Below are 25,284 nucleotides of genomic sequence, written 5' to 3'. Positions count from 1 at the left end.
ACATCTACTTATATAAAAGATAAAAAAAGTAGATATATACAGCGCTATAGTTCACAAGGAAAAAGGCTCCCCCCCATGAAGTTAGTTATTCCCGTTGCTCTACCACAACATTCCTATGATATTGCGATCGCACAACACCTTCCTGATGGCAAGATGACCACAGGTGGCTTAGATGATCTCGGGGTTTGGATGAGCCGTCTACAGTTGGGCAAAAAAGTTTTAGTGGTATCTAATCCAGCAATTTTCCGAAGATATGGGAAAAGAGCGATCGCAGCCTTGGAGTTAGTGGGATATCAGGTATCCAGCCTCACCCTCCCTGCTGGTGAACGATACAAAACTGTCAAATCTATCCAAAAGATCTATGATGTTGCCCTAGAAAACCGCTTAGAACGCTCCTCGACTCTAGTGGCATTGGGCGGTGGGGTAATTGGGGATATGACAGGATTTGCAGCTGCCACTTGGCTAAGGGGAATTAATTTCGTCCAGGTCCCCACATCTCTGTTGGCAATGGTTGATGCTTCAGTTGGTGGCAAGACTGGGGTCAATCACCCCAAGGGCAAAAACTTGATCGGTGCTTTCCATCAACCACGATTTGTCTTAATTGACCCCTCGGTATTAAAAACATTGCCAGCCCGAGAATTGCGAGCAGGGATGGCAGAAGTGATTAAGTATGGGATTATCTGGGACGAAGAGCTATTTGTGAAACTAGAGGAATCGAAGCGACTTGACCAATTGCGTTACCTGAAGAAGGATTTATTAGAAACAATTCTGTCTCGGTCTTGTCAAGCTAAAGCAGATGTGGTTAGTCAGGATGAGAAAGAAGCTGGGATCAGAGCAATTTTGAACTATGGTCACACCATTGGTCATGCCGTAGAAAGCTTAACTGGCTACAAGTTAGTCAATCATGGGGAAGCGGTAGGGATTGGAATGGTAGCCGCAGGCAAGATTGCCGTGGCACTCCAGATGTGGCAGCCAGAAGATGCCGAACGCCAGGATGCTTTAATCAAAAAAGCTGGACTACCTACTCAGTTACCCAGTGGGCTAGATATTGATGCGATTATTGATACCCTGCAAACTGATAAGAAAGTAAAAGACGGTAAGGTAAGATTTGTTTTACCTACCAAGATTGGTGAAGTAACCTTGACAGATCAGGTGCCAACTGATGTGATTAGGGAGGTGCTTAGGCAAATACAGCAATAGCAAAGGGAACAGGGAATAGGGAGTAGGGAGTAGGGAGTAGGGAGTAGGAAGTAGGGAATAGGCAGTAGCTTACAAGGGTAGGTTTTTGACAAAGGGGTGAGTAGGTAGTTTTATTAGGTATAAATTCCTCAACATATGTATCACAATACACAATAATTTCCCGGATAATTATCCCCATTTCCCGCTTTTCCCGATTCCCGACTCCCGATTCCCGACTCCCGATTCCCGACTCCCGACTCAAATGTCAAGGTTTGATAACTTGCTCTTAACATCTATCGAAGATGCTATGAAACAATTGATAACCGGCTAAAGGGTATGACCCCTCATGTAACTCAATCCCTTACTGGGTAAGACTATCCCAAGGTTACCCTAGGGGGCGGAAAGGATTTGTCCACACCATTATCCATAGCAATTAAGGAAAGTTGATCGAGAAATCGCCAAATTTTTAAAATGAGCTAGGGTAGACATTGGCACCAATCTAGTTTTCAATTTAGGGTTAGGTCGCCATTGACACACGAAAATTCCCCAAAGCTATGGGCACAGGGCTTATTGCCCCACGTTAAGCGTGAAATTAACTAAAAAATATGCGACCTTAGCAGTAGTGGCAATTCGTTGTAATTCGGTTCCAGTTGAGAGGCAAAATTAATGAGTGATGGTATGGCATTCCTGACGGGGGCTGCCTTTGCCGGGATGGCAGCTTTGTTTCTCCTCAAAGGAGGAGGCAATATGGTGGCGAATAACCTTCCCTCTTCCCAACCCTTCCAAATTTCCCCTAACAATCCCTATAATTCCCCTTACACAGATCAACCGCCAAACCAGGCTCTAGCTTCACCGAACTTAAATAATTTAAATAATAATTTAAATAATATGCTCAATGTTGAACAGCAGCGGCGGGACACTGAGCAGCTCAAAGCTATGGTTGAGCAACAACGAGCTGAAACTGAACAGCTCAAAGCCCAACTTCACAATCAGCAGTTACTGCTAGACAATCTAACTGCTCAGGTTGATGCCAGTGTGATCAGGGCTCCTGAGCAACTAATGCCTAATCCTAAAACCACTAATGAAACCGCAAATACCCTGATGTCAGGGATACTTTGGGGACTTGGCGGTATGGCAGTAACCATTGGTGGTGGTGCCGTTGTGATTGGGGGGTTAGCGTTGATATCACGACCACAGCGTCCTCCTCGTACAACTTACGTGGTCCAACACCCTTACTCTAGTGCTCCTCCTTCCCTACCAGCTAGACGGCGCTCTGAGTTTATGTCTCATCAATATGATGATAGACTTTATGACCGGATCGACTACGAATAGATTGCCCCAGTCTACTCATCGTAGTCTAAGTCATCGTATAGGTCTTGCACTTAAGTCCTAATAAATCGGGATAAAACGGGATTTAATATCACAAAATAGACATTGACGTTTCCTTAGCGCTAGAGTATAATTAAAACATAGGAAACAGCTAATTAACGATGCCAAGAAAAGTAGGCGCAGCAAAAAGAATATCGACTCAAATCGTCCCTGTGGTGGGGATGACCAAGTCGGTTGAACTTGAGTTGCTGTCTACTATGAAAAAGTTAGGCATTGTTAGATCTGAGTCTTACAACAAGTTAGGTAGCATCAGTCACTGGAGCCTTGACTGGAAAAAGGCTATCCCGGAAGTGAAGAGCTTCAGGACTCCCGATACCTTGGGGCTACCTGCTAAGTTAATGGATTGGACTGTTAATGATGTAGCGAAAGCCATTACAGCGAGCCAGGCGGCCTGTACCGATGCGGTAATCAAGAAAATCTACAAAAGGTTTCCTGGGAAGGACAATCAAAAGACCAGAAAAGAACTTTGCAAACAGCTTAAGACCTTAGCTTTTCAGCGATTACCACTTCTTCACAGGCTTGTTAGAAAGGAGTTTCAACGAGGGCACTCTTGGGTCAAAAACCAGATAGTTTATCAACAAGTAGGTTATAACTGCAAACGACTCTCTCGTAACACTTACCAGTTAGAACTAGCTGGGTTAAGAAGAGGAAAAAGGAACAGAGTGATTGTTAGGTCTAATCGGAAAATTAAAGGACAAATTAGACTAGTCTACAATCAACTCTTGCAAGGGTTTGAGGTTCACTTCCTAGTAGATTATGGCACCGTAGAAATTCCTCCTTCCCGTCGGTCTATTGGAGTAGACAAAGGGTACACTGAAGCTCTCTATGACTCGGATGGACAAGCACATGGAAAAGGTCTAGGCAAAGCTGCAACCAAGAAGTCCGATCGAATATGTAACAAGAATCGCAATAGAGGAAAGCTCTGGGCGCTTCATAAAAAACTGAAAAAATTAGACCCAGCTAAGTCTGCTCGAATACTAGAAAATAACCTAAGCAGGAAAACAGAAAATAAGCGTTACAGGCAAAATCAGTCAGAATTAACGGCTATTATAGGAGCCGCATCTAAGTCCCTTTTTAATGGGGAGTCATTGAAGGTTTTTGCTGTTCGCGAAGCGTGGCCTACGGCCTTAGATTTAACACAGCCAATTAAAAATAAACGCCAGTCCAAAGCCGTGTCCCGTAAACTCAATAGTTGGATGAAAGGAGAGATACGGGACTCTTTGCAAAAATGGGCTAATTGGACTGGTTCGGTTGTGACAGAAGTCCAGCCTAGCTATACGTCGCAAGTTGACTCCGTGACTGGAACCCTATTAGGGAAAAGGAGCGGGGACAACTTTACCAGATTTGATGGGGTCGTGTTGCAGGCTGACCATAATGCTGCCAAAAACGTCCTTGATCGCGGTACAGACAAGGAAATTTCCCGGTACATGAATAAAACCGAGGTTCAGGCAGTATTGTTGCGTCGTACCGCGCGTTTCCTGAAAGGTATGGGACTGAGTTTAGCTGATGCAGTTGAGCTTGGATGGATTGGGTAGGTCGGCGGGGTTACCCCCGCTTCGCCCCCTAAGCACCGTGCGAGCAAGTCTCCAAGCACACGGCGCACCTAAAACCTTTAGAACACGTTATTTGTGCAACTTACTTTTCCTTGATTTACGGTTTTGTACCTTTTGGCTTTTGTTCCGTTTCTTGGAGGGTGTTTTTATCCCGTTTCTTAGCATTTGCTGTATTTCGGGATTAGTTGCGCCCAAGGCATGGATGGAATAGTGACAATCTTCATGTAGGTAGATTAAGTTGTCGTATCGGTCATGACCCCCTAGGGATTGGGGAATGATATGATGTAGATGCGTATTTTGATATTCCCCTAGGGATTGCTTGCAGACAGGACACTGATACTCCTGTCTGTTTGCTATTTTGTCCTTTCCTGTGGATAATCTTTTCTTGGCCGTTTTGGCGCTTTGTTTTAATTCCCTTTCGTTCCAATACTCTACGAGTTCCGGGTTGTCTGGGGATTTGTCATAAGCGACCATTGTGTGCCTTTGGATTGGAGTCCAGGCAAATTTGTCCAAATAGATTTCTCCATCTCCGAATACCCATTTGTCTTCCCTTCCTGGGCAATGATTACCGAAGTATTTTTTGTTTACCCATTCTTGGGATTTCTTTGCGTGTTTCCGTCTTCCCCATCTCTGCAATTTCCAGAATACGTAGTGGTCGAGGTTAGAAAAGATTTCCTTTGATACTGCCCCATTATGGTAGTTGCTCCACCCCCTCACTATGGAGTTGATTTTACCTATTATTACCTTTTGGGACAGGGTTCTTCCTCTCTTGAATTCTATTCTTAGATTTTCCTTGACCTTCTTAACGCTTTTCTGAGAAGGTTTAATGAGTGTTATTAGTCCCGTTTTCCTGTTGGTTGTTTGGCATTTCCTGAAGTTCCAGCCTAGAAAATCAAATCCTTCGGTTAGGTGGCTTATCTTTGTCTTTTCTTCAGATAGTGTTAGTCCTTTATTAGATAACCATCTTTCGACGATTTTCTTAGCTTCGGCTGCATCTTCCTCGCTTTCGGTTAAGATTACGAAGTCATCAGCAAAGCGGACGTAAGTCCTTGTAGATGTGTTACACCACCATCCTCCATCCTTTTTTCTTTTGTCTGGTATCCATTTGTACCTAATTCCCAATTCTTCCTCTAATCCGTGTAGTGCGATATTAGCCAGTAGGGGACTTATTATTCCACCTTGGGGTGTTCCTTCCTCTGTGTTATGGAATACGCCTTTATGGACGTATCCCGCCTTAAGCCATTCCTCAATGAGGTTTGCTGCTGGGAAGTTCCCTATGGTTTCCAAGAGTGGTTGGTGAGCGATGTTATCGAAACACCCGGAGATGTCTGCGTCCAGTACCCACCATTTCCTATTCTTTTCCCCGTTGATATTTTGGAATATCCTCTGTCTGGCATCATGGGTACTTCTACCTGGTCTGAAGCCATATGATACGGGTTCAAATCTGGCTTCCCATGAAGGTTCTAGTGCATTTTTGACAATGCCTTGTAGGCAGCGGTCGGTGATGCTCGGTATTCCTAGTGGCCTCTTTTTGCCGTTGGATTTTGGGATGTAGATGCGTTTAGTTGGGATTGGCTTCCAGGTTTTGTACGTGGTGAGTGAATCGACCATTTTTCCTCTTTCAGCGGGATTAAGTTTTGTTTCGCCGTCTATTCCTGCTGTTTTCTTTCCACTATTGACCTGTGTGGCCTGTCTGACGGAAACTTGGATATTGGAGTAACTACGAAGCATTAATCTTTGTAGTTTGTTCACCTTTTTCCAGTTGCCTTCACGTGTCGCCTTGAAAATTCTGCGTCTAAGTTTCCTGACCGTCCTGTAGGCTCGTTTCCAGTTGGTTGCGTGCCAGTCGGTGGTTTGTTTAGTTACGATACCGTTTCCTGTGGGATTCGGTTCTATCTTTTCCATATACAATTAGGGTATTAGCGTATTATTTCCTTGGCTCGGAATTAGTTCTGAAATTCAGCACTATGCACGAGTTGAGGGATTTCCCTCTATCCGGTCAGTTATACGTTTCCACTTTCCTGTTCCCTTTCGGGTTCCGGCTTTTGCTTGGTTCAGTCTTCTACCGGGCTGAGAGTTATACCGCTTCTTGGGATTTGGCTACCAATATCAATCGACCTAGATATTGGACTCAACCTCGGCTTACCCGGTTATGCTCATTAGAGGTGCGATTCTAAGGTTGCCGTCTCTACACCGAGTCCACTGTGGGATTCTGATTGCCCCGTCAAGGAGAGGCTAATCCGGGAGCTGTTATCCCCATTGTCGTTTGATCAGGGATATTGCTTGTTACGATGCCTTATAACAACGGTTCCTAATTGTCAACCCTTTGATTCTTTCCCTGCCATTGGTCACCTTCCCGACATCTCAGTTTCTTTCTGGCTTTACCCTCTAGCTGTGAAACCCACTGATTCGGGAGTAACCTAGTGGTAAACCGGGTTATCCATCTCAGTACGCTCCTTTGGGTGGGAACAAGACTGAATCCTAGTCTTGGAAAGGCTCTTACCTCTTTCACTCTGCATGAGCACCTTCATCGGTCGCCCCTTGACTCCAAGCATAGCAAAACTCAGGCTTTTAGGGAACTCCTTGCCGAGATGCAAGAAACGTCTAGACAGATGGGTGGTAGGCTTAACTCCAATTGCCGCTGACCACTCCTCACTCAGACCACAATAAATTGCACCTTGACCGTTTTATCCGGGTTCGTCCCGATTAATCTCGGTTTAAGAGTATCTCATCCTCAGAGTCTCGGAATTTCCAGGATTGCCTCAAAAGCTGCCACACTAGAGGTGCGATCGCTCCCCCAACAAGACCAATACCAACGCTAACAGCCAAGACAACACCGATTGGCAGATCAATTGACTCGAAGACTAAAAACTTCACGGATACTTCCGTGATATTTTGGATCGAGAAAATAGCGATCGCGCCAATCCAAATAGCAACTATCAGAGATGTCAGAAGTAAGCCAAGTACTCTGATATGGGAATAGTTCATGATGGTGACTAGTTTCTGGTGACTAGTAAGACTGTATGTATTTTTTTTTCTAGCACATTCGCCAACAGCATCCCTGATTCTGTCAACAGTAGGTGTAGGGTGGGCAAATAATTTTAGTTTCACCATTTGTACAGTTATCATCGACATGCAGCCCACCCTACTGACTGACTCTGGTGTAGGGTGGGCAAATAATTTTAGTTTCACCATTTGTACAGTTATCATCGACATGCAGCCCACCCTACTGACTCGGCTGGCTTACCAAGCCTGTGTCACAATGGCCGGTAAGGATAGCCGAAGGTGAGAGCGATGCCCCAACTACTCGACCAAACCACCGACCAACGCATTGTCCATGATGGCACCTGGGAACAGTTTAAGTTCATCCAGAAGGGATTTGATGGTTCTCCTGGAGTACGGCTGTTTTACTATGATGGGATAATCGAGATTCTCATGCCCGGACGAGAACATGAAATTTTTGCCAGTATCATCGGTTACTTAATCACAACCTTTCTGACGGAAAAGGGTATTTTCTTTCAGTCAACTCGCTCCATGACTCAGGAAAAAGAAGGCGTCGCCTCTGCCCAAGCTGATGAGTCTTATTGCATTGGTAGTGTCAAGCTGATTCCAGATTTGTCCATTGAAGTGGTTTTTAGCAGTGGTGGCATCAGTAAGTTAGAACGCTATCAAGCTTTAGGTGTTCCAGAGGTTTGGTTTTGGGAAGATGGATTACTAAAGCTTTATCATCTTGAAGACGGCAGTTATGTCCCCATCGAGCGTAGCTTGCTACCTGGACTGAGTGAACTGGATCTTGATTGGTTCAGACGCTGTGTTTTGATGGCAGAAACCGATGCGGGAGAAGCGATTAGAGCGTTTCGTCGGCAGATTTAGCGTCAGCTGTCAGCTATCAGCTATCAGCTATCAGCTATCAGCTATGAGTTGGGTAGGGTGGGCAATTAATGATAGTTTCACCATTTGATCAGTTATAATTTCCATTTGCCAACCCTACTGACTAACCTCTAGACTGGCCCCACCACATGGCTGTCGTAAAAGCTAATTATGTTTCCCGAAGGTTCAGAGACATCAAACACACTGTGTATTCTGCCTTCGCGAATTTCGCTCGGTGCATAGCCAGCCTCTTGCAGGGCGACCTGTTGACCCTTCAAATCATCAACCATCAGATCAAAACTCGCTTGTCCTGGTGCTGCTTCAGGTTTATTTCTAAGCACCAGATGGGTTCCCCCTCTCAACTCTAGCACTGCTAACTCGGGAAATTCAGCAACTTTTCGCATCCCCACAAACTCGAAGAAGTCGAGAGATTTTTTGAAATCTGAAACATTTATGCTAACATGCCCAATCCAAATCGGAGGGCGTTCATTTGGCTGTGGATTATTTGGAGTCATGGTTTTTTGTCTAAAACTGTTGGATATTATTCAAATCCCTGTGAAGTTGTAAGTCCATTTCCGACTCTATAGTAATTTTAATTTGATTTAACATTTTTGGCTCTACCGAAGATAGTGTGTATAAAACCGCGCTTATTGCTGACTAGTAGTGGTGTCGGGTGGGCAAATTCTGATACTTTGACCATTTGTACAGTTCTCATCGACATGCAGCCCACCCTACAAAAGCGATCGCACTTCAACCTAATTTCAACCAACTAACCTTCAATCAACTAACCTTCAACCTCATAACCTTCAACCTCATAACCTTCAACCTCATAACCTTCAACCTCATAACCTTCAACCTCATAACCTTCAACCTCATAACCTTCAACCTCATAACCCCAAAAAAAATAGCCGCAGAAATACTTTCCACGGCTAGGAATTTTCGCTTATGCACTCAATTTTATCACCTATCCGATTCTGATCGGATGCTTTGTCCAGGGGGGGAAACCCCCCCTGAAATTTAAGGTCTTAACGCCAAATCCAATATCTCATCATAATCGTAATATATTGCCCTGGAATTCCAGTGGGCTGAAGAGGACCCCATTCAGTTAGTTGAGCGTAGCCCAGGCCATTAAGGATATACACGGTATGGGTTATTTGCTCGCGAGACCCCTTCAAAATGTACGGAACAACGAATCCGTTTGAATTATCGTTTGAATTTGGCTGAGAGTTTTGAGGCATAGTCGAATTATTGTTTTTAGATTGACAAATATAATCATAATTATTATAAAATATTTTGTCAAGGGTTTTTATAATTTTTTCTGTGGAGGGGTAATTGAAATAAAGGTGAGTTATCAGCGGTCAGCGGTCAGAGGTCAGCTATCAGCATAATGCTTAAAATTTTGCTCGTTCGCTTAGCGTGCGCCTCGGCGCAAATGGTATAATTTAATAGGTTTAAATTTGGATATATTATGAATAATATTTGGTAATTTTGTAGGGTGCGTTATGCGTTTTTTGTGATAATATTATTTGATATAACAAAGCGTTGAAGCCGTAACGCACCGTTGTATTGGTTGAGAATGCTTTGGTTTCAATTTGTATATTGATGGTGCGTTACATTTCAGGCTTCGCACCCTACAAGAGCGTACGCACTTCAATTCAAAGTTCAAAATTAAAAATTAAAAATTAAGGAATAAAATCTTTAAGTGGGGTAGGGTGGGTAAATAATCTGACTTTGTCTATAAGCTCAGTGATCATGTCAATTTGCCCACCCTACAAGAGCGTACGCTCTTGTAGGGTGTCTGGGGTAAAGCTTACGCTATTATTCTCCCCAAGCACTTAAAAATTCTACTTGATTTTTCATTTCTTCTGCTGATTTAGTGGCAATTATCCTTAAAATCCGCCGCATTTGCTCACCAATAGAATAGTTTTGAAACCCTAAAATAATCCCTGAATGCTCTTGTCTTTTCTCGATAAAATTAGTATGAATTCTATAAAAGTCTCGGGCATTAAAGCTATAAATAACACGCTGATGGTCATAGGCCCATTGTAATTGTTCTTCATCGCTACGGGACAACATTTGAGCTTCCCCTGTCGAGACAACATTCACGTTGCGAAGACGCAAGGCCATGATCAGATCGCTATCCATAGTATCTTCATCTAAATAAAGGCGAATCTGTGTCATGTTTAGGGTTTGGTGGCCTGATAATGTTGTTTGGCCAGTTCTTCATAGGCGGTTTGTTCGGCTGCGATATCTTCGTCTATTTCCTGACGGTTAGCATGATAATAAGTTAATGCGGCATAAATTTGAGTGATTGTTAGGTGATTTAATCGTCTCGCTATTTCTTCAGCGTTGTTACCTTGATTATATAGACCAGCAATTCGGCGCACAGAGGTTCGAGTTCCTGCAATGACTGGACGATTACTATTGGCATCAGTACTGATCAGTTTGCCAATGTCGGTAAGGGTTGCCAAGGGGTTTCTCCAATTGATTTAGGTGGTTTTTCCCTTATTTTAAACTATAGGGCGATCGCATTCGGTAGGGTAGGGTGTGCAAATTATGATAGTTTGGCAATTTAATTAGGAATCATGTCTATTTGCCCACCCTACAAGAGGCGATCGCCCTATCAGCATAATGCTTGAATTGTGCTCGTTCGCTTAGCGTGCGCCGATGCGCAAGGTGCAAATGGGATTATTTAATAGGTTTCAATTTGGATATATTATAATGAATAATATTTGGTAATTTTGTAGGGTGCTAAGGGCGTTTTTGGTGATAATATTATTTGATATAACAAAGCCTTGAAGCCGTAACGCACCGTGGGATTGGTTAAGAATGGTTTGGTTTCAATTTGTATATTGATGGTGCGTTACATTTCAGGCTTCGCACCCTACAATAGCGATCGCACCAAAATGAGTTAAGCTAGCATCAACACAAAATTTCAACCAACAACATAGGCGATCGCACGAGCTTGGGTGTGAAGTGCGGTAGCGTAACGCACCGAAGATCACCATACAGATGGTGCGTTACATTTCATGCTTCGCACCCTACGAGAGCTGGGAATACTATAAATGTGAGCATATAGCAGATCCTAATGCCCAATTATAGAAGACCTCATGTTTCCGGTGGTACATATTTTATCACTCAAGTCACTTATCAAAGAGTACCTTGGCTCTGTAGTGACATTGGCAAAAAGGCTCTCAGAGAAGCGATCGCTAAGGTAAGGGAAAAATATCCTTTTTCCATTGAGGCATTTGTTTTGTTACCAGACCATTTTCATGGTTTGTGGACTTTACCCCCTGATGATCCGGATTTTTCGGTGAGATTGCGATTAATAAAAACTTATGTTACCAAACATTATGCACAAGAATTAGGGATTAATCGAGCGGTTTATCGGTCACGACAAAAGCGAAGGGAAAGCAATCTTTGGCAACGTCGTTGTTGGGAACATTTAATCCGTAATGAACGGGATTTTGCTCACCATTGTGATTATATTCATGATAATCCGGTGAGACATCGGTTATGTAAACATCCTCAAGATTGGCAGTATTCCAGTATTCATCGGTTTATCGCTCAGGGAATTTATCCAAGGGATTGGGGAAAGGATGGAAGGAAAGAAAAACCACAGGGGATTTGGGATGAATAGAATTTTTTAATTTTGTAGGGATTTCGTGAAATATATTGGCCAAAGCGAAGGCTATAACCCTTGCCCAGCAACGATTCCAGATTTTACTGATTTGACAAATGATAAAGGAATTGCTATATATAATGAAGATAATTTGGAAATTTTGTATGTAGGGATTTTGTAGGGTGCTAAGGGCAGTTTGGTAATAAGACACGATGTTATGACAAGATTTTGAGCCGTAACGCACCGTAGTATTCGTTGATAAAAATAGATGATATTACATAATTTTAAGCCGTAACGCACCGTGGTATTAGTTACCGTGGTATTAGTTAATAATGGTTTGGTTTCAATTTGCAGATAGATGGTGCGTTACATTTCATTAACGCACCCTACAAGAGCGATCGCACTACAAGAGCGATCGCACTATACCCAAAACTCCAAAACTTTCGCTTTTTTTGTTTTCTAAAACCGGTCCCAGATAAACCAGATTTTCTGTCTCGTTTATGTGTACTATATCCCAGTTTTGGGATTGATATTGCATCGGAAAATTCTCTCCTTTTTCCCGACTTTCCTTCAGGGATTGATCCATGAACTTTGGGACATTTTTTAGACTGATTTCCCACACCTTTCCCTCCATTGCTTTCCTCTTGAACTCCTTATCCCAATCTATATTCATGAATGAGAGATCCTGTCCGACCATAGGCTCCATAGGCTTGGTTTGATTGATATGCTGACTCCATAAATCTAATGTCCGGACCATCGGTGCCTTGGGGTTGGCCGACATAATGCCTCTTGGATCATTGGCGTAGATTATTCCGGTGGATTGATCTAGAATTGCCTGGAAATCTTGTACAGCTTCTTTTTTTGCGAATTTTTGGAATTCTTCTAGTGAATTTAACGTATTATGGTTGCTGTTCAACCTTGTTAGGGCTTTTAGGAAATCCGGTTGGTTTGAATTGGACGACAAACCATTGCTTATCCATTTCATCGGATAGGCAAACCCTTGACTGGGGTCTTGCCCTCGCATATTGATATTACATGGCACCAAATCACCTTTCAACACTGTATTACATCCATTATCGGATAGTTTTTTCAGTGCATTGTATTCATCTTTTATCCCAGATTTTCCGACCGTCCAGACTGTACTTTTGTCATGGTTCAGTATGTGGAATGTCTTATCAGTTTCCTTTCCACCACTATAGTTCGTAAAATTTTCTTTGAATAAATCATTAGTAGTTTGATTAAATTGAATAGTTGTTGGGTTACCAGAACTTTCTGTTGGCATTTTTTGGGTCACTTCCGGGTAAAACTGCCTCATCGGCTGCTTTTCCCTCGGAGGGGTGGCCTTCGACTCGAACATCCTATATATTATGCTGCTCGGGACGGGTACCCTCCGTTCTTTCCTCAATACCTCTCGTCCCTTCACATCTGCTTCCTTCTCCAACCCCGCATCCACATTCACTTTCTCTAAACCATTCCACTGGGAGGTCGGCTTAACCCTCCCCTGCTTCTGCTGAACCACATGCCACGCCTCATGGGCCAAATGCTTCTCCTGGCCCGATGCCACATGAATATCCGTTCCCTGTGTATATGCTAGTGCCTCCAACTGTGCCGGTTTCTCCGAGTTGTAATGCACCCTCACATCATCCATCGAGTAACCCGAGAGGTTTTCTATGCCTGCTTTGAGGCGATCAGGCAAGCCAGTTTTGTTTTGATTATCACTCCTCGATGCCCTCATGCTTTCGCCAGTTATCACCGTATCCCCCGCCAACGGTTGTGCTCTCCGCTGCACCATAATCCTTTTAGGCTGCACTACCTGATGCCCACCGTGATTCGCACCAAGCCTGCTTCTAACACCAGGCTGTCCAAACGAAAACTTGCCTTGCCGCCCCATCTCTCTCCGTCCCCTTTCCGGTTGGGTTACTCCTGATTCTAAGGTGCGCATCACCTTAGCACTGATACTTCCCCATTCCCCGACCGCCTCTTCGGCGTTCCACTCCCTTTCCTCTGCTTCCAATATTTCTCGATAACCTTTCCGTCTGGAGTCTTTCTTTTTTTGTTCATCTGACCACGAGGTAGAGTGAGAATATTTCGGTTTATAGGTATGAGTTGTGCGCATAGCTAGTTCCTTTTTCTTAGGTTTGTATTCTGCTATCAGCTGTCAGCCGTCAGCTAATCAATGGCAGGTAGTAAATAAGCTGGGGGGTGCTGGTACGGCTGCTTTAAAATCCCTGCTCGTTTTACCGAAAAAATTGGGTTTAAAGCCCCGTCCTTATAGGACGGCTTTATTTTTCAGCTAAAACTTGACAGTTTTCACAGATCGTGTTATGATTATATTATAAATAAAAAACTAAAAAGCTAGATAAATACTATCTAAAAATAAGTAGGCAACGTAAAAAATATGTATCAGATGCATATTGCGTAATTTGGTCTAACGACTCTTTACGTCTATGAAAAAAATTAGATTAAAAAAGTATCTATCTATCTATATAAAAAAAAAGCGATGCAGTGGCCTCACGGGGGTTTCCCCCACTCGCGCTTTGCATCAAGACAAGGTACGGTGGGGCACACCGAAACCTGGGTCATAGACCCTCTACGCTTGGGGAGAGGAGACCTCTATTTTTCCTGGCTCCGGCCTGGTTGAACAAGTCATCTCGTTGAATCAAGAATCCCCGTCCATAAGCGGGCGGGGAGTGTCAAACTATCCCGACCGTGCCGTAAACAGGCGTCGAACGTTGACGCATCCCCCCATCACCTGATAGCTGTTCGCAATGCGATCGCGTAGCGCATTAGCTGACGGCTGAATGCTTACATCCCCTGTACCCTTGAAGAAAACAATATCAGGCGTAGGGTGGGCAAATTCTGTGAATCTGACCATCAGTACCGTTATCCTGTGCATTTGCTACAAGGCGTAGGGTGGGCAAATTCTGTGAATCTGACCATTAGATCAGGAATACTGTCGATTTGCCCACCCTACAAAAGACTTTTTTTGGGGAATCCTTTGGGCTTCATTAATATACAAATGCTAAAGCAGGTTAAACCTAGAATTACTTACTCGCACCGTATAAGAAACAATTATTAACAACAATTGCACTGGAAAGGGAACAGGGAACAGGGAACAGGGAACAGGGAACAGGGAATCGGGAATCGGGAATCGGGAATCGGGAATCGGGAACAGGGAATCGGGAATCGGGAATCGGGAATCGGGGTAGGGTGGGCAAATACCATACATTCTGACCAAATCCTCACCGATTCGAGTCAATTTGCCCACCCTACAAGAGGAACAGGAGGGGTAGGGTGGGCAAATACCATACATTCTGACCAAATCCTCACCGATTCGAGTCAATTTGCCCACCCTACAAGAGTTTTGAATGGTCAATTGCTGGGTTTGGATGGTAAATTAGCTGCAACGGTATATTTTGTGATCAGTGATCGACACCCCCGGTCGCCATCTACTATTGGAAATTGTATATTTACTTGGAGTGGTAAGCCATGGTGAGGCAGATTGAAACCCTATCGAGATCAGCTCTGCAAACGGAAGTATCTCGCTTGCGGGAAGAGTTGCAGCTTAGAGACCAGTTAGTGCAGCAGCTGTCTCAAGAACTATTCCGGTTGGTGAAGGGTAATGCTAATTTCAAACCTCCCCAAGAGGTTTCTGAGCGCCATAAGGCTCAGATGGTGGTCTTGCGAGAACAGTTGCACGATGTGGAGCAGCAGGTGGAATTTTATCAACAGCAAATTGCCACCCGTGACACGGAAATAAAGCAATTGCGGGATAATGTGGAAGAATTAACCGAACGCTCTCGTCAGCTAGAACAAGTTGTACAAGAGCTACCAAAAATTTATCACCAGAAGTTTTCGGAACGGATGGCACCAGTTAAGGAGAAGGTGACCATGTTACAGCGAGAAAACCGACAACTCCACGCTGAACTCCAGAGTGTCAGTTACCGACTAGCGGTCAGAAGCCGCAATATCACCCGGGTTGATCTACCGAGCTTCTCTCGTGAGAATGGTAGTCCTATCCCAACCTTTGGTAGTGTGTAAAAGCCTTTGGGTTGGGGGTGCGTCATTTGGAAGGTTGAAGGGAGGGTTGTGGAAGGTTGAAGGTTGAAGGTTGAAGGTTGAAGGTTGGTTTGTTTAAGGTTGAAGGTTGAAGGTTGAAGGTTGAAGGTTGAAGGTGGGTTTGTTGAAGGTGGGTTTGTTGAAGGTTGAATGTTGTTCGCGTAGCGTGGCCTTTTGGCCAAGGGAGGGTTGTGGAGGAAGAAGGTTGTTCGCGTAGCGTGGCCTTTTGGCCAAGGGAGGGTTGTGGAAGGTTGTTCGCGTAGCGTGGCCTTTTGGCCAAGGTTGGCTTGTGGAAGGTTGTTCGCGTAGCGTGGCCTTTTGGCCAAGGTTGGCTTGTGGAAGGTTTCTGTTAAGCTGACGGCTGACCACTGACCGCTGACAGCTGCTGACGGCTGACCACTGACCGCTGACAGCTGCTGACGGCTGACCACTGACCGCTGACAGCTGCTGACGGCTGACCACTGACCGCTGACAGCTGCTGATGGCTGACCACTGACCGCTGACAGCTGCTGACGGCTGACCACTGACAGGTGACGTTTCTTGGATGGTTCGCTTGAATTAACAATGGGGAAAACTTGGGGAAAACTTTCAACAAATCTGTCAACGGGCTAACTTGTATACTTGCTAACCCTTCGACTTGACTACCCCTAATCATGAGCTACTGTCTTAATCCTAAATGCCAAAATCCCCAAAATCCCGATCAGGCCAGGTTTTGTGCCTATTGTGGAAATAGATTACGATTGGGCGGACGCTTCCGTGCTCTGAGGCTGATTAGTATTGGTGGTATGGGGCGCACGTTTCTGGGGGTGGATGAGGCAGATGATAGCAAGAGTAAGTGTATCATCAAACAGTTATCGTTACAACATCAGGATACTAACAATGCTCAGAAAGCGGCTGAATCCTTCCGTCAAGAAGCTATTAGGCTGCAAGTGCTGGGACAACATCCTCAGATTCCCGAACTTCTGGCCTATTTTGAGGCAGATCATCAATTAGGTATCGCAGGAGAACCTGCTCTAGTCCACAGGTATATCGAGGGGGAAAGCTTAGCCACAGAACTGGAAACAGAGGGGACCTTTAGGGAAAACCAGGTTCGGCAAGTCCTGATTGAATTGCTGCCAGTGCTGCGCTTTATCCATAGTCATCAGGTAATTCATCGGGATATCAATCCCCACAATATCATTCGTCGCCCTCCTGCTGAGTCGTCTTTATCCCACTTACCAACACAAAAAACCAGGAAGAGGTTTTATTCTTGGGGAGGAAGGGGGAGCGAACTGTTTCTGGTGGATTTCAGTGCTGCTAAGCTGACTACAAAAACTGTGCTAGCACGAACGGGAACAATGATTGGCTCTGCGGCTTACACGGCTTCGGAACAGTTGATGGGAAAAGCGATCGCAACCAGCGATTTGTACAGTTTAGGGGTTACCTGTATTCATCTGCTTACCAATGTTCACCCCTTTGATATGTTTAATAGTCTGGAAGGGAAGTGGGTTTGGGTCGATTACCTCAGGCAACCTGTCAGTGATCAGCTTACTCGCATCCTGAACAAAATGGTAGAGAATTTACCAAACCAACGCTACCAATCAGCTACTCAAGTCCTCGGAGCACTGGGTTTACATGAGAATTTCGCTGCTATACCAGTAACGTCTTTATCTACAAAAGTTCCCCCTAAGTTTGAGACTCCTACTTGGAAATGTGTACATACCTTTTCTGAAGAGTCCAGTGGAATTAATTCTATCGCGTTTAGCCCGAATGGACAAACTCTAGCTAGTGGTAGTACAGATAAAACTATCACGATTTTTAACTGGCAAGCTAAAACAGTTGTCGCCAAACTTTCAGGACATTTAAATGTGATTGAGGCGGTTGGGTTTAGTCCAGATGGAGAAATTATCGCTAGTAGCAGTTGGGACCATACCATTAAACTATGGCATGGGGATACCGGAAATTTAATCCATACCCTTTGTGGACATTCTGCTTGGGTGAAGTGTCTGGCAATTAGTCAGAATGGGCAATTACTAGCTAGCGGTAGTGCGGATCAGACTATTAAGCTTTGGATGCTGAAAAAGGCATCATTACAGACAACTCTGTTTGGCCATTTAGGAACAGTTAATGCTGTAGCTATTAGTAAAGATGGACAACTGCTAGCTAGTGGTAGTGCTGACAAAACCATTAAGCTTTGGAATTTAGCAACCGGTAAGCTGAGCGCAACGATTACTGGACATTCGGCATCGGTGGAGTCACTCACCTTTAGCCCTAGTGGTCAAATCTTAATTAGTGGCAGTGCTGATAAAACGATTAAGATTTGGTTGCTCAAGAGGGATCGGTATTTACAAATACCAAAGAAACCGTTGCTTACTCTGACCGGACATGGGCATGCTGTTAAATCTATTGCCATTAGCCCTCAAGGTAATACCTTAATCAGTGGTAGCGCCGATAAGACTGTTAAAATCTGGCATCCTGGTAGTGGTGAATTGCTCTATACTCTCACTGATCATTTAAGCGCTGTTACTACTGTTGCTATTAGCCATGATGGTGCTACCATTGCTAGTAGTTCTCAAGATAATACTATTAAGATTTGGCAGTTTGAGTGATTGGGAGAAAGGGAACAGGGAGCAGGGAGTAGGGAGCAGGGAGTAGGGAGTAGGAAAGAGCTCGAAAGAGTTTTTAATGTTGTGATAAATTAGCACTATTGTTTATAACCTATTTATATAGCGGTTCTCATAGCTATGAGGTACACAGGATTTTTTTCCTGATCTGAAGTTCCCTATTCTCTCTTCCCTACTCCCTACTCCCTGCTCCCTGCTCCCTAACTTTGGAGTTACACTGCATCTATGGACAGACTCGGATCACCCCTATGGAAATTACCATCCAACTCCCCGATGAAATCGCTAGTCAACTCCAAGTAGGTGACCTCTCCCGCAGAATCCTTGAACTGATCGTGGCTGATCGCTATCGTCAAGGTCAGCTTGGCGCTGCCCAAGTCCGCAGAATCCTTAACTTCTCTTCTCGCTGGGAAACCTACCAATTCCTCAAGGAGGAAAAAGCTTACCTTCCCTACACGGAAGCTGACCTAGACCAAGATAGCCAAACCCTCGACAATCTATTTGCCAACCCTGGATGATCGTTGTTTCTAATACTTCCCCGATTAACTACCTAATCCTGATTGGGCAGATTAACCTGCTACCCCAACTGTTTGGGCAAATCATTATTCCCCAAGCAGTGTATGATGAGCTATCAGATGTGGCTGCCCCACCACCTGTGCAAACTTGGATTGCCACCCCACCCCCTTGGCTGAAAATTAGACCCGTTAGCCTATCTTCCGATTCAGTTCTAGATTTACTAGACCCCGGAGAACTGGCAGCTATTCTTTTAGCTCAAGAACTCACAGCAGATTTAATTTTGCTAGATGATATGAAGGCACGGCGCATAGCAAGGGAACGAGGATTAACTATCACAGGTATTTTGGGGATTTTAGACCGGGCAGCTACTATGAAACTTATCAATTTACCTGTTGTTGTCGATAATCTTAAAAATACATCGTTTTGGGCATCGGAAAGTTTATTGGAAAAGCTTTTAGATAAGCATTCCTAAAAAACATGGCAACCTCTCTGATAAATCCTAATCAAGATTTCGCTCTATGGGCTGTGCTGCTGTCAGCAGCAACGATTGGATTGTGGGCAGAACGTACTCCTTGGGGAGCTAAACTATCTGGGGCTGTTGTCACCATTTTGGTAACCTTCATCCTATCTAATCTGAGGATTATTCCACCGGATGCTCCCACCTATGGGGTGGTCTGGTATTACTTAGTTCCTTTAGCTATTCCTTTGCTACTATTCCAAGCTGACTTGTTTCGGATTGTGTGGGAGGCTGGGTCTACCTTAATTGCCTATGTCATTGGTGCAGTGGGAACAATCCTAGGAACAGTAGTGGCTTACTATCTCATTCCTTTAGGAGAAGAAGGTTGGAAGTTGGCAGCAATTTTTTGTGCTACCTATATTGGTGGTTCTGTTAATTTTGCGGCAACAGCTGAAAGCACTGGGTTACGAGCAGGAGATTTACTCAGTGCCGGGGTAGCAGCAGATAATTTAGTTATGACCTTGTACTTTTTAGTGCTGTTTGCTTTACCTTCAATGAAGTGGCTACGGGGAATTTTCCCTAACCAACGTTCCCATGAGAATACTAATTCTAGCCAGTTTAGTGTCTTTGATTCCCAGTCTCGACAAGGACTCTCTGTTATCGATATCACTTTGGCATTAGCCATTAGTATGACCACTTGTGCTGTAGGTTATGGTCTCGCTAGCTGCTTGGGCTTCAACAAAGGGGGAATTCTGGTGGTAACGGTTTTAATTGTGATGCTAGCGACAGTATTTCCAAGTTATTTAGGTAGGATAACCGCAGCAGAAAAAATTGGCTATCTGCTGATGCAGATATTTTTTGCTGTAATTGGAGCCAGCGCTAATGTGGAAATAGTGCTGCGAGTGGGATCAGTTCTGTTTATCTTTGCTGGATTAATTCTCGCCATCCATTTGCTAGTGCTACTGGGAGTTGGGAGATTGCTGGGTTTGGATTTAGCTGAATTAGTAATTGCGTCGAATGCTAATATGGGTGGGCCAACTACAGCAGCGGCTATGGCTACAGCACGGCAGTGGGATAAACTGGTTACTCCTGCTATTCTTTGCGGTACTCTCGGTTATGCAGTAGCTACGTTTATTGGTGTAGGATTAGGGAATTTTCTGCGGTCTTTGGGTTGATATAGCATTTCTATTTGAGTTGTGAACAGAATCCCTTAGGGAAAGGCAAAAGGCAAGAGGCAAGAGGCAAGAGTTAATCAGCAAGCCCCACTTATTCGAATACATAGTAATGTTATAAACCTAAGCCTGTAAATGACCATCCAGACTTAGGTTTACCAACCAAATGATACTATTTTGTTAGAGCCACTACCAGAAAGTAGTTAACCTTTTGATAGTGTTTTATGCTACGAAGGAGTTCAATTAAGCAATCTTAAGAGCGAGGTAACACACTTGGTCAATCCCTTAAATTGTTTCAATCGAAACCATTGTGTCAATCACACTATTCCTAGGCACTATACTGGCCGTAAAAACAGGCCTCTTCAGTTCCTAAATAATCCCAATATCCGTTATTGGTTTTGTCAGTTGGAAAATACCAGTAACGCCCGTCTGAACCGAGGTTGACTAACTTGAAGTATTCCGTATCACCATTGTAGGGGTTATCATACTTGAAGCTCTGCCCAATTTCACCCTTTCTGTCATTTTCACCCCAAGCATGAGGACCCAAATACTCCCAATATCCGTTATTGGTTTTGTCAGTTGGGAAATACCAGTAACGCTCGTCTGAACCGAGGTTGACTAACTTGAAGTATTCCGTATCACCATTGTAGGGGTTATCATACTTGAAGATCTGCCCAATTTTGCCTTTTCTGTCATTTTCACCCCAAGCATGAAGATCCAAATACTCCCAATATCCGTTATTGGTTTTGTCAGTTGGGAAATACCAGTAACGCCCGTCTGAACCGAGGTTGACTAACTTGAAGTATTCCGTATCACCATTGTAGGGGTTATCATATTTGAAGATATCCCCAATTTCGCCCTTTCTGTCATTTTCACCCCAAGCATGAGGGCAGGTTGGGTTGCAGTCACCGACTGCAACAGCTGGAGCGACAGACCCTAAGAAGCTACCAGCCACGAAAAGAAGAACAAAAAAAGCGCCGAGAAGCGACTTTTTTAGTGAACAAAACAAATTCATAATTTATTGTTAGTTTTGTTTGACCGCTCTCCCGAACCTAGGCTGTTTAAAACTGCTGAAATACCCACTAATTTGGATGGTTATTGTGATTTATAAAAAATCATTACAGTTTTATATAGCCAGTTTGGTAGAGCTTGTTTAACTGCTTTTAAAAGTTATCATAAGCCTAGATTGTTTTGGTAATTTATTCAGGTAAAATACATCAAAAAATAAAATATATGAAATGAAAATCATTGACAATATCTATGGAGGGTAAACGCATCTTAAATTATCCTAAAAGTGTGGTATTTCGTGCCGCAACAGCTTATATAGCGGTTTTTAGTCTAATGAGGTACACAGGATTTTTACCCTCTTAGCTCTTACGTCTTCTGACTTCACTGCTCCGAGGCTCCCTGCTCCGAGGCTCCCTACTCCCTCAAAACATGTACCTCACCTAATTGAAAACCGCTATATTTGGCGTGATGTTTCTGGGGATTTTAGTTTTTGCGTAGGCATTTCCTTCTGCCTTCTGCCTTTAGCATGCATGCCTTTTCTCTCTTGCCTTGGGCGTAGCGCCATATAGCGCTACGCCCAAGTCAGAACTCAGAACTCAGAACTCAGAACTCAGAACTCAGAACTCAGCTATGACTAAGTTTCGGAGTTTAGGAGCGATGCAGCAAGGGAACAGGGGAGGCAGCGCGGTCTTGGGGGTTCCCCCCATGAGCGACTGCCGTTCCCCCAGCGACTGCCGTGGTTTCCCCCATGAGCGACTGCATCAAGACAATGTCAAACATCTGAATGCTTAGTGCTATATCAAAAAACCCAAGGAAATTTAGCAGAAGAATTCCAGGATTTTTGCCAAGAATCACCACCAACTTCTAATCCACATAAATTACTTTCAGCTATCAAGATCGGTTCAACGTTTTCTCCACGTCTTTGTTTAAGTTCCAACCTCAGGTGACCTTGCATAGTATCTCGGCAAATGAAATCTAACCCCTGTTTCGTCGGAGCTAGTAGAAGTGTACCAGGATAGTCAGTTGTGCCAGTTAACTCTACTTCATACTCCCCATTGCGTCCTTGCATCTGCCAATTTCCCCAAGGCTCAATCTGCCAGCTTACTTCTGAATTCCAGGGGACGAATTCATAAAATTTACCTTCGTAGTGAATGCCAATCAATGCAGCTGCTTCTGCCAACCCTACTACTTCCCGTCTACCACCACCAGCAGTTAAAGCTAGGTCTGGTTGATCGGTAAAACTATTACAATTAAGCCAAAACCACTTCTTAGGAAAAGCACGACCCCAATTTTTTTCCCCATAGGCGGGGACATTGGTAAAATCATAGAGCTTACCATTCCAATCAATCCAGCCAGTGGCTAAACCGTGGGCCATCAAGATTTGCCATCCTGGTTCAAATATCTGTAAAAACGAAAGCCAGCCAGCGGTTGATTGCTGGGGTTTTCCCTGATCTCCCCAGCCATAAATCGGTTTAATTTCATAGCGCCAATCACAATAGTTTCCGCTGGCTGGGTCCCGAATAAACCCTTGATTCCAGGTAGCTGTAGCCTGATATCCTTCCTTGATTTGATACTCAAATTTATCCGGGTCAAGGTATTGAGGAGTAATTTGTAATTTAGTTTTACCCCAATGTCCTAGACCTAAGGATTCCGATGACCCCCAAAACTGTTCCGGATGGGGGAAGGTACGACACATATACTGATCATCAGGGCCTAGAATTTGGGCTGAACCACCACTATAGGGTTGACCACCGATGGGGTCTTCAATGGAATACATAAACCCAAACGTCTGACCACAACTCGGTAACGTCACCCGATAGTACCAACCTTCAAAAAAGCGTCCGCTCTTACCGTCCCAGTGATATCCGCTGTGGGGTGTTTGAAAAGGATGTTTCATAGACTAGGGTTTTGGTAGCTTGGGGGATTTTGCCATTAATTATTAGGCGTTGCTGAATCAGGGTCTGATTTTAGGAGTTGCGCTCCCGGGAGTAATAGCATCAAATTTCTCGCCAGATAATGAACCCAAGTCAATCCTAGTATGCAATGCCGATTAATGTCAGTAATTATTCTTAACATCAAAGGTACCCTCAAGGGTAATGTCAAGCCAGAGTTAGATTTGACATTATAAATGTGTTAATTGAAATTAATTACAGCAAGAGGTAAATGATGAGTATAGCAGGAACATGGGGTCAATCTGAGATCACAGTGGAGGATATGCAGGTTACGATCACTATGGGTACTCGTCCAAATGGGCGTGGTGTTGTGATCTGTAGTGACCCAGATGTAATACGAGTTAACTTCCCAGATGATCGAGTTTACATAGGTACTCTGATTAATCAAAATCAAATACAGTGGGCTGGGATAGGAACATTATACGCGAATAACGTTTGGACGAGGTAACAAGTTTAGGTAGTGGTAAAGATGTAGTGGTTTAGCTACTTGTTTACCACTACCGAAGTTTAGACCTCGGCCTTTGAGTCGTAAGTAATAAGCTGTTGTGCATTTTAAATGCACAACAGCTTAGTTAAGATCAGGAACCAAATAGTCTATCAAGCGAAAAAGTCTTTGCTACTCCAAATCGGAGGAAATGTGGCGACATTCAATTCGACTAGTAATTCACTATCTTAAATTTTGGGATGTTCCAGATCCTTCTCTGTGTAATTATTTAAATTATACCTTAATTCAGCAACGCCAATTATTATAAATTCAAGAAGGCTCTAGGCATAAGGGCTCTAGGCTCTAGGTGAAGAAGGGGTTAGACTCAGACCTGCACCATTGTGATTAATCCGATGGTGGGCAGTGCCTACCAACCCGATTGGCAAGCAAGGTGAATCTGTCTGATGCACTGCCCACCCTACATTAACTGTTCCCTGTTACCCCTACTCCCTACTCCCTACTCCCTACTCCCTAATGCCCAATAACAAGGTATTCACACCGGAAATCACTGCTGATGGCTCATTCACCTTCTTTTGTTCAGAAATTGGTGAATCCTATCACAGCCGACAAGGTGCCATAGAAGAAGCCCAGCTGAAGTTTGTCAAACCCTGCCAACTAGCTGAAAAAGCCCAACAGCCAGTGCTACGGTTATTAGATATCTGTTATGGTCTAGGTTACAACACAGCTGCTGCCCTAGCGGAAATTTGGACACACAATCCCCACTGCCATGTCCAACTAGTTGCCCTAGAGTTAGACTCTAGCGTACCAGAAGCTGCGATCGCTCAGGGTTGGCTTAATCACTTTCCCAATGCTATCCCCCAACTATTAGAGGCTCTGGCAACCACTGGACTGGTTCAAACCCAGCAATTGCAAGCTCAACTCTATCTCGGTGATGCCAGAGAGACTATCCAACAGGTGCAACAAGCTAACTTCCAAGCCGATGCTATCTTTCTTGACCCCTTTTCCCCACCCAACTGTCCCCAATTGTGGACCCTAGAATTTATTCAACACTTAGCCCAATGTTGCTCATACACCGGTAGACTGGCGACCTACTCTTGTGCTGCAGCGGTTAGAATTGCTCTGATCACAGCTGGGTTTACTATTGGCTCTACCATTGAAGTGGGAAATCGGCAACCCGGTACTGTCGCTAGCTTTACTGAAGCTGATTTACCTAGCTTATCAATCCGAGAGCAAGAACATTTGCAAACTCGTGCCGCTGTACCTTACCGAGACCCTAATTTATCAGACTCAGCCTCAGACATTCTACACCGACGCCGCCATGAGCAGCAAAACTCTTTACTTGAAGCAACCTCCCATTGGAAAAAGCGTTGGTTGAGAGAGCAAAGGGAATAGGGAATAGGGAATAGGGAACAGGGAGTAGGGAGTAGGGAGTAGGGAGTAGCAAAAGGCAAAAGGTGTTGCT

Annotated in this window: 25 protein-coding genes; 12 read left to right on the top strand and 13 right to left on the bottom strand. The window is 44.2% G+C overall.

Annotated features, from left to right (window positions below):
• Positions 1 to 75 precede the first annotated feature (75 nt).
• Complete coding sequence (gene aroB / locus F6J90_RS17175) at positions 76 to 1,200, top strand: 3-dehydroquinate synthase (protein ID WP_293095920.1); 1,125 nt, start codon at positions 76 to 78, stop codon at positions 1,198 to 1,200.
• Here the strand turns inward: aroB and F6J90_RS17170 are convergent.
• Entirely contained in the window at positions 1,181 to 1,441 is a 261-nt protein-coding gene (locus F6J90_RS17170; RefSeq protein WP_293095917.1) for a hypothetical protein, read from the bottom strand. The genes aroB and F6J90_RS17170 overlap by 20 nt on opposite strands.
• A 416-nt stretch (positions 1,442 to 1,857) precedes the next feature.
• Here F6J90_RS17170 and F6J90_RS17165 point away from each other — a divergent pair, with 416 nt between their 5' ends.
• Both F6J90_RS17165 and F6J90_RS17160 read left to right on the top strand, forming a co-directional pair.
• Positions 1,858 to 2,511, top strand: a complete 654-nt coding sequence (locus F6J90_RS17165; RefSeq protein WP_293095914.1) for a hypothetical protein — start codon at positions 1,858 to 1,860, stop codon at positions 2,509 to 2,511.
• A 158-nt stretch (positions 2,512 to 2,669) separates the two neighbouring features.
• Positions 2,670 to 4,103: a zinc ribbon domain-containing protein gene (locus F6J90_RS17160; protein ID WP_293095913.1), complete on the top strand. Its 1,434-nt coding sequence runs from the start codon at positions 2,670 to 2,672 to the stop codon at positions 4,101 to 4,103.
• A gap of 87 nt (positions 4,104 to 4,190) precedes the next feature.
• Here the strand turns inward: F6J90_RS17160 and ltrA are convergent, their stop codons facing one another.
• Both ltrA and F6J90_RS17150 read right to left on the bottom strand, forming a co-directional pair.
• Complete coding sequence (ltrA, locus tag F6J90_RS17155) at positions 4,191 to 6,026, bottom strand: group II intron reverse transcriptase/maturase (protein WP_293091374.1); 1,836 nt, start codon at positions 6,024 to 6,026, stop codon at positions 4,191 to 4,193.
• 801 nt (positions 6,027 to 6,827) lie between these two features.
• A complete protein-coding gene (locus F6J90_RS17150) occupies positions 6,828 to 7,331 on the bottom strand; it encodes a LapA family protein (protein WP_293095911.1) in 504 nt (167 codons plus the stop codon).
• Between the two features lie 84 nt (positions 7,332 to 7,415).
• Here F6J90_RS17150 and F6J90_RS17145 point away from each other — a divergent pair, with 84 nt between their 5' ends.
• Entirely contained in the window at positions 7,416 to 7,994 is a 579-nt protein-coding gene (locus F6J90_RS17145; RefSeq protein WP_293095910.1) for a Uma2 family endonuclease, read from the top strand.
• Positions 7,995 to 8,122: 128 nt separating this feature from the next.
• On the opposite strand, the gene F6J90_RS17140 is transcribed toward F6J90_RS17145, so the two are convergent.
• The 3 genes from F6J90_RS17140 to F6J90_RS17130 all read right to left on the bottom strand — a co-directional run bounded on the left by F6J90_RS17140 (position 8,123) and on the right by F6J90_RS17130 (position 10,462).
• A complete protein-coding gene (locus tag F6J90_RS17140; RefSeq protein ID WP_293095908.1) occupies positions 8,123 to 8,506 on the bottom strand; it encodes a VOC family protein in 384 nt (127 codons plus the stop codon).
• A 1,303-nt stretch (positions 8,507 to 9,809) separates the two neighbouring features.
• Positions 9,810 to 10,172 carry a DUF5615 family PIN-like protein gene (locus F6J90_RS17135; RefSeq protein WP_293095907.1) on the bottom strand — a complete coding sequence of 121 codons (363 nt, stop codon included), beginning with the start codon at positions 10,170 to 10,172 and terminating at the stop codon, positions 9,810 to 9,812.
• Positions 10,173 to 10,174: 2 nt separating this feature from the next.
• Positions 10,175 to 10,462, bottom strand: coding sequence for a DUF433 domain-containing protein (locus tag F6J90_RS17130; protein WP_293095906.1), 288 nt, complete (start codon positions 10,460 to 10,462; stop codon positions 10,175 to 10,177).
• A gap of 617 nt (positions 10,463 to 11,079) precedes the next feature.
• Between F6J90_RS17130 and F6J90_RS17125 the strand changes: the two genes are divergently transcribed.
• Positions 11,080 to 11,631 carry a transposase gene (locus F6J90_RS17125; protein ID WP_293095904.1) on the top strand — a complete coding sequence of 184 codons (552 nt, stop codon included), beginning with the start codon at positions 11,080 to 11,082 and terminating at the stop codon, positions 11,629 to 11,631.
• Between the two features lie 385 nt (positions 11,632 to 12,016).
• Here F6J90_RS17125 and F6J90_RS17120 read toward each other — a convergent pair whose 3' ends face one another.
• The 3 genes from F6J90_RS17120 to F6J90_RS17110 all read right to left on the bottom strand — a co-directional run bounded on the left by F6J90_RS17120 (position 12,017) and on the right by F6J90_RS17110 (position 14,956).
• Complete coding sequence (locus F6J90_RS17120; RefSeq protein ID WP_293095902.1) at positions 12,017 to 13,729, bottom strand: DUF4157 domain-containing protein; 1,713 nt, start codon at positions 13,727 to 13,729, stop codon at positions 12,017 to 12,019.
• Between the two features lie 582 nt (positions 13,730 to 14,311).
• A complete protein-coding gene (locus F6J90_RS17115) occupies positions 14,312 to 14,488 on the bottom strand; it encodes a hypothetical protein (RefSeq protein ID WP_293095900.1) in 177 nt (58 codons plus the stop codon).
• 147 nt (positions 14,489 to 14,635) lie between these two features.
• The gene (locus F6J90_RS17110; RefSeq protein ID WP_293095898.1) at positions 14,636 to 14,956 is read right to left on the bottom strand and encodes a hypothetical protein; all 321 of its coding nucleotides are present in this window, start codon (positions 14,954 to 14,956) and stop codon (positions 14,636 to 14,638) included.
• 146 nt (positions 14,957 to 15,102) lie between these two features.
• On the opposite strand from F6J90_RS17110, the gene F6J90_RS17105 reads away from it, so the two are divergent.
• Positions 15,103 to 15,654, top strand: a complete 552-nt coding sequence (locus tag F6J90_RS17105; protein WP_293095896.1) for an Npun_F5560 family protein — start codon at positions 15,103 to 15,105, stop codon at positions 15,652 to 15,654.
• A gap of 93 nt (positions 15,655 to 15,747) precedes the next feature.
• Here the strand turns inward: F6J90_RS17105 and F6J90_RS17100 are convergent, their stop codons facing one another.
• Together F6J90_RS17100 and F6J90_RS17095 are read right to left on the bottom strand one after the other, a co-directional pair.
• Positions 15,748 to 16,134 carry a hypothetical protein gene (locus tag F6J90_RS17100; protein ID WP_293095893.1) on the bottom strand — a complete coding sequence of 129 codons (387 nt, stop codon included), beginning with the start codon at positions 16,132 to 16,134 and terminating at the stop codon, positions 15,748 to 15,750.
• Entirely contained in the window at positions 16,022 to 16,327 is a 306-nt protein-coding gene (locus tag F6J90_RS17095; protein ID WP_293095891.1) for a hypothetical protein, read from the bottom strand. The genes F6J90_RS17100 and F6J90_RS17095 overlap by 113 nt, the downstream gene beginning before the upstream one ends.
• On the opposite strand from F6J90_RS17095, the gene F6J90_RS17090 reads away from it, so the two are divergent.
• The 4 genes from F6J90_RS17090 (at position 16,326) to F6J90_RS17075 (ending at position 20,420) form a co-directional block, all read left to right on the top strand.
• Positions 16,326 to 18,260 (top strand): WD40 repeat domain-containing serine/threonine-protein kinase, encoded by a 1,935-nt coding sequence (locus F6J90_RS17090; protein WP_293095889.1) that lies wholly within the window; start codon positions 16,326 to 16,328, stop codon positions 18,258 to 18,260. The genes F6J90_RS17095 and F6J90_RS17090 overlap by 2 nt on opposite strands.
• 263 nt (positions 18,261 to 18,523) lie before the next feature.
• Positions 18,524 to 18,790, top strand: coding sequence for a UPF0175 family protein (locus F6J90_RS17085; RefSeq protein ID WP_293095886.1), 267 nt, complete (start codon positions 18,524 to 18,526; stop codon positions 18,788 to 18,790).
• Positions 18,787 to 19,260: a DUF3368 domain-containing protein gene (locus F6J90_RS17080; RefSeq protein ID WP_293095884.1), complete on the top strand. Its 474-nt coding sequence runs from the start codon at positions 18,787 to 18,789 to the stop codon at positions 19,258 to 19,260. The genes F6J90_RS17085 and F6J90_RS17080 overlap by 4 nt, the downstream gene beginning before the upstream one ends.
• Before the next feature lie 5 nt (positions 19,261 to 19,265).
• On the top strand, positions 19,266 to 20,420 hold the full coding sequence (locus F6J90_RS17075) for a DUF819 family protein (protein ID WP_293095882.1): 1,155 nt from the start codon (positions 19,266 to 19,268) through the stop codon (positions 20,418 to 20,420).
• Between the two features lie 325 nt (positions 20,421 to 20,745).
• Here the strand turns inward: F6J90_RS17075 and F6J90_RS17070 are convergent, their stop codons facing one another.
• Together F6J90_RS17070 and F6J90_RS17065 are read right to left on the bottom strand one after the other, a co-directional pair.
• On the bottom strand, positions 20,746 to 21,432 hold the full coding sequence (locus F6J90_RS17070; protein ID WP_293095879.1) for a hypothetical protein: 687 nt from the start codon (positions 21,430 to 21,432) through the stop codon (positions 20,746 to 20,748).
• A gap of 792 nt (positions 21,433 to 22,224) precedes the next feature.
• Entirely contained in the window at positions 22,225 to 23,322 is a 1,098-nt protein-coding gene (locus tag F6J90_RS17065) for a tocopherol cyclase family protein (RefSeq protein WP_293095877.1), read from the bottom strand.
• A gap of 266 nt (positions 23,323 to 23,588) precedes the next feature.
• Here F6J90_RS17065 and F6J90_RS17060 point away from each other — a divergent pair, with 266 nt between their 5' ends.
• Together F6J90_RS17060 and F6J90_RS17055 are read left to right on the top strand one after the other, a co-directional pair.
• A complete protein-coding gene (locus F6J90_RS17060) occupies positions 23,589 to 23,825 on the top strand; it encodes a hypothetical protein (RefSeq protein ID WP_293095875.1) in 237 nt (78 codons plus the stop codon).
• Positions 23,826 to 24,335: 510 nt separating this feature from the next.
• Positions 24,336 to 25,214, top strand: a complete 879-nt coding sequence (locus F6J90_RS17055) for an MnmC family methyltransferase (protein ID WP_293095872.1) — start codon at positions 24,336 to 24,338, stop codon at positions 25,212 to 25,214.
• The last annotated feature ends 70 nt before the right edge of the window (positions 25,215 to 25,284 follow it).

Source organism: Moorena sp. SIOASIH (assembly GCF_010671925.1).
Classification (GTDB): Bacteria; Cyanobacteriota; Cyanobacteriia; order Cyanobacteriales; family Coleofasciculaceae; genus Moorena.
This window is presented reverse-complemented; position numbering and strand designations above follow the sequence as displayed.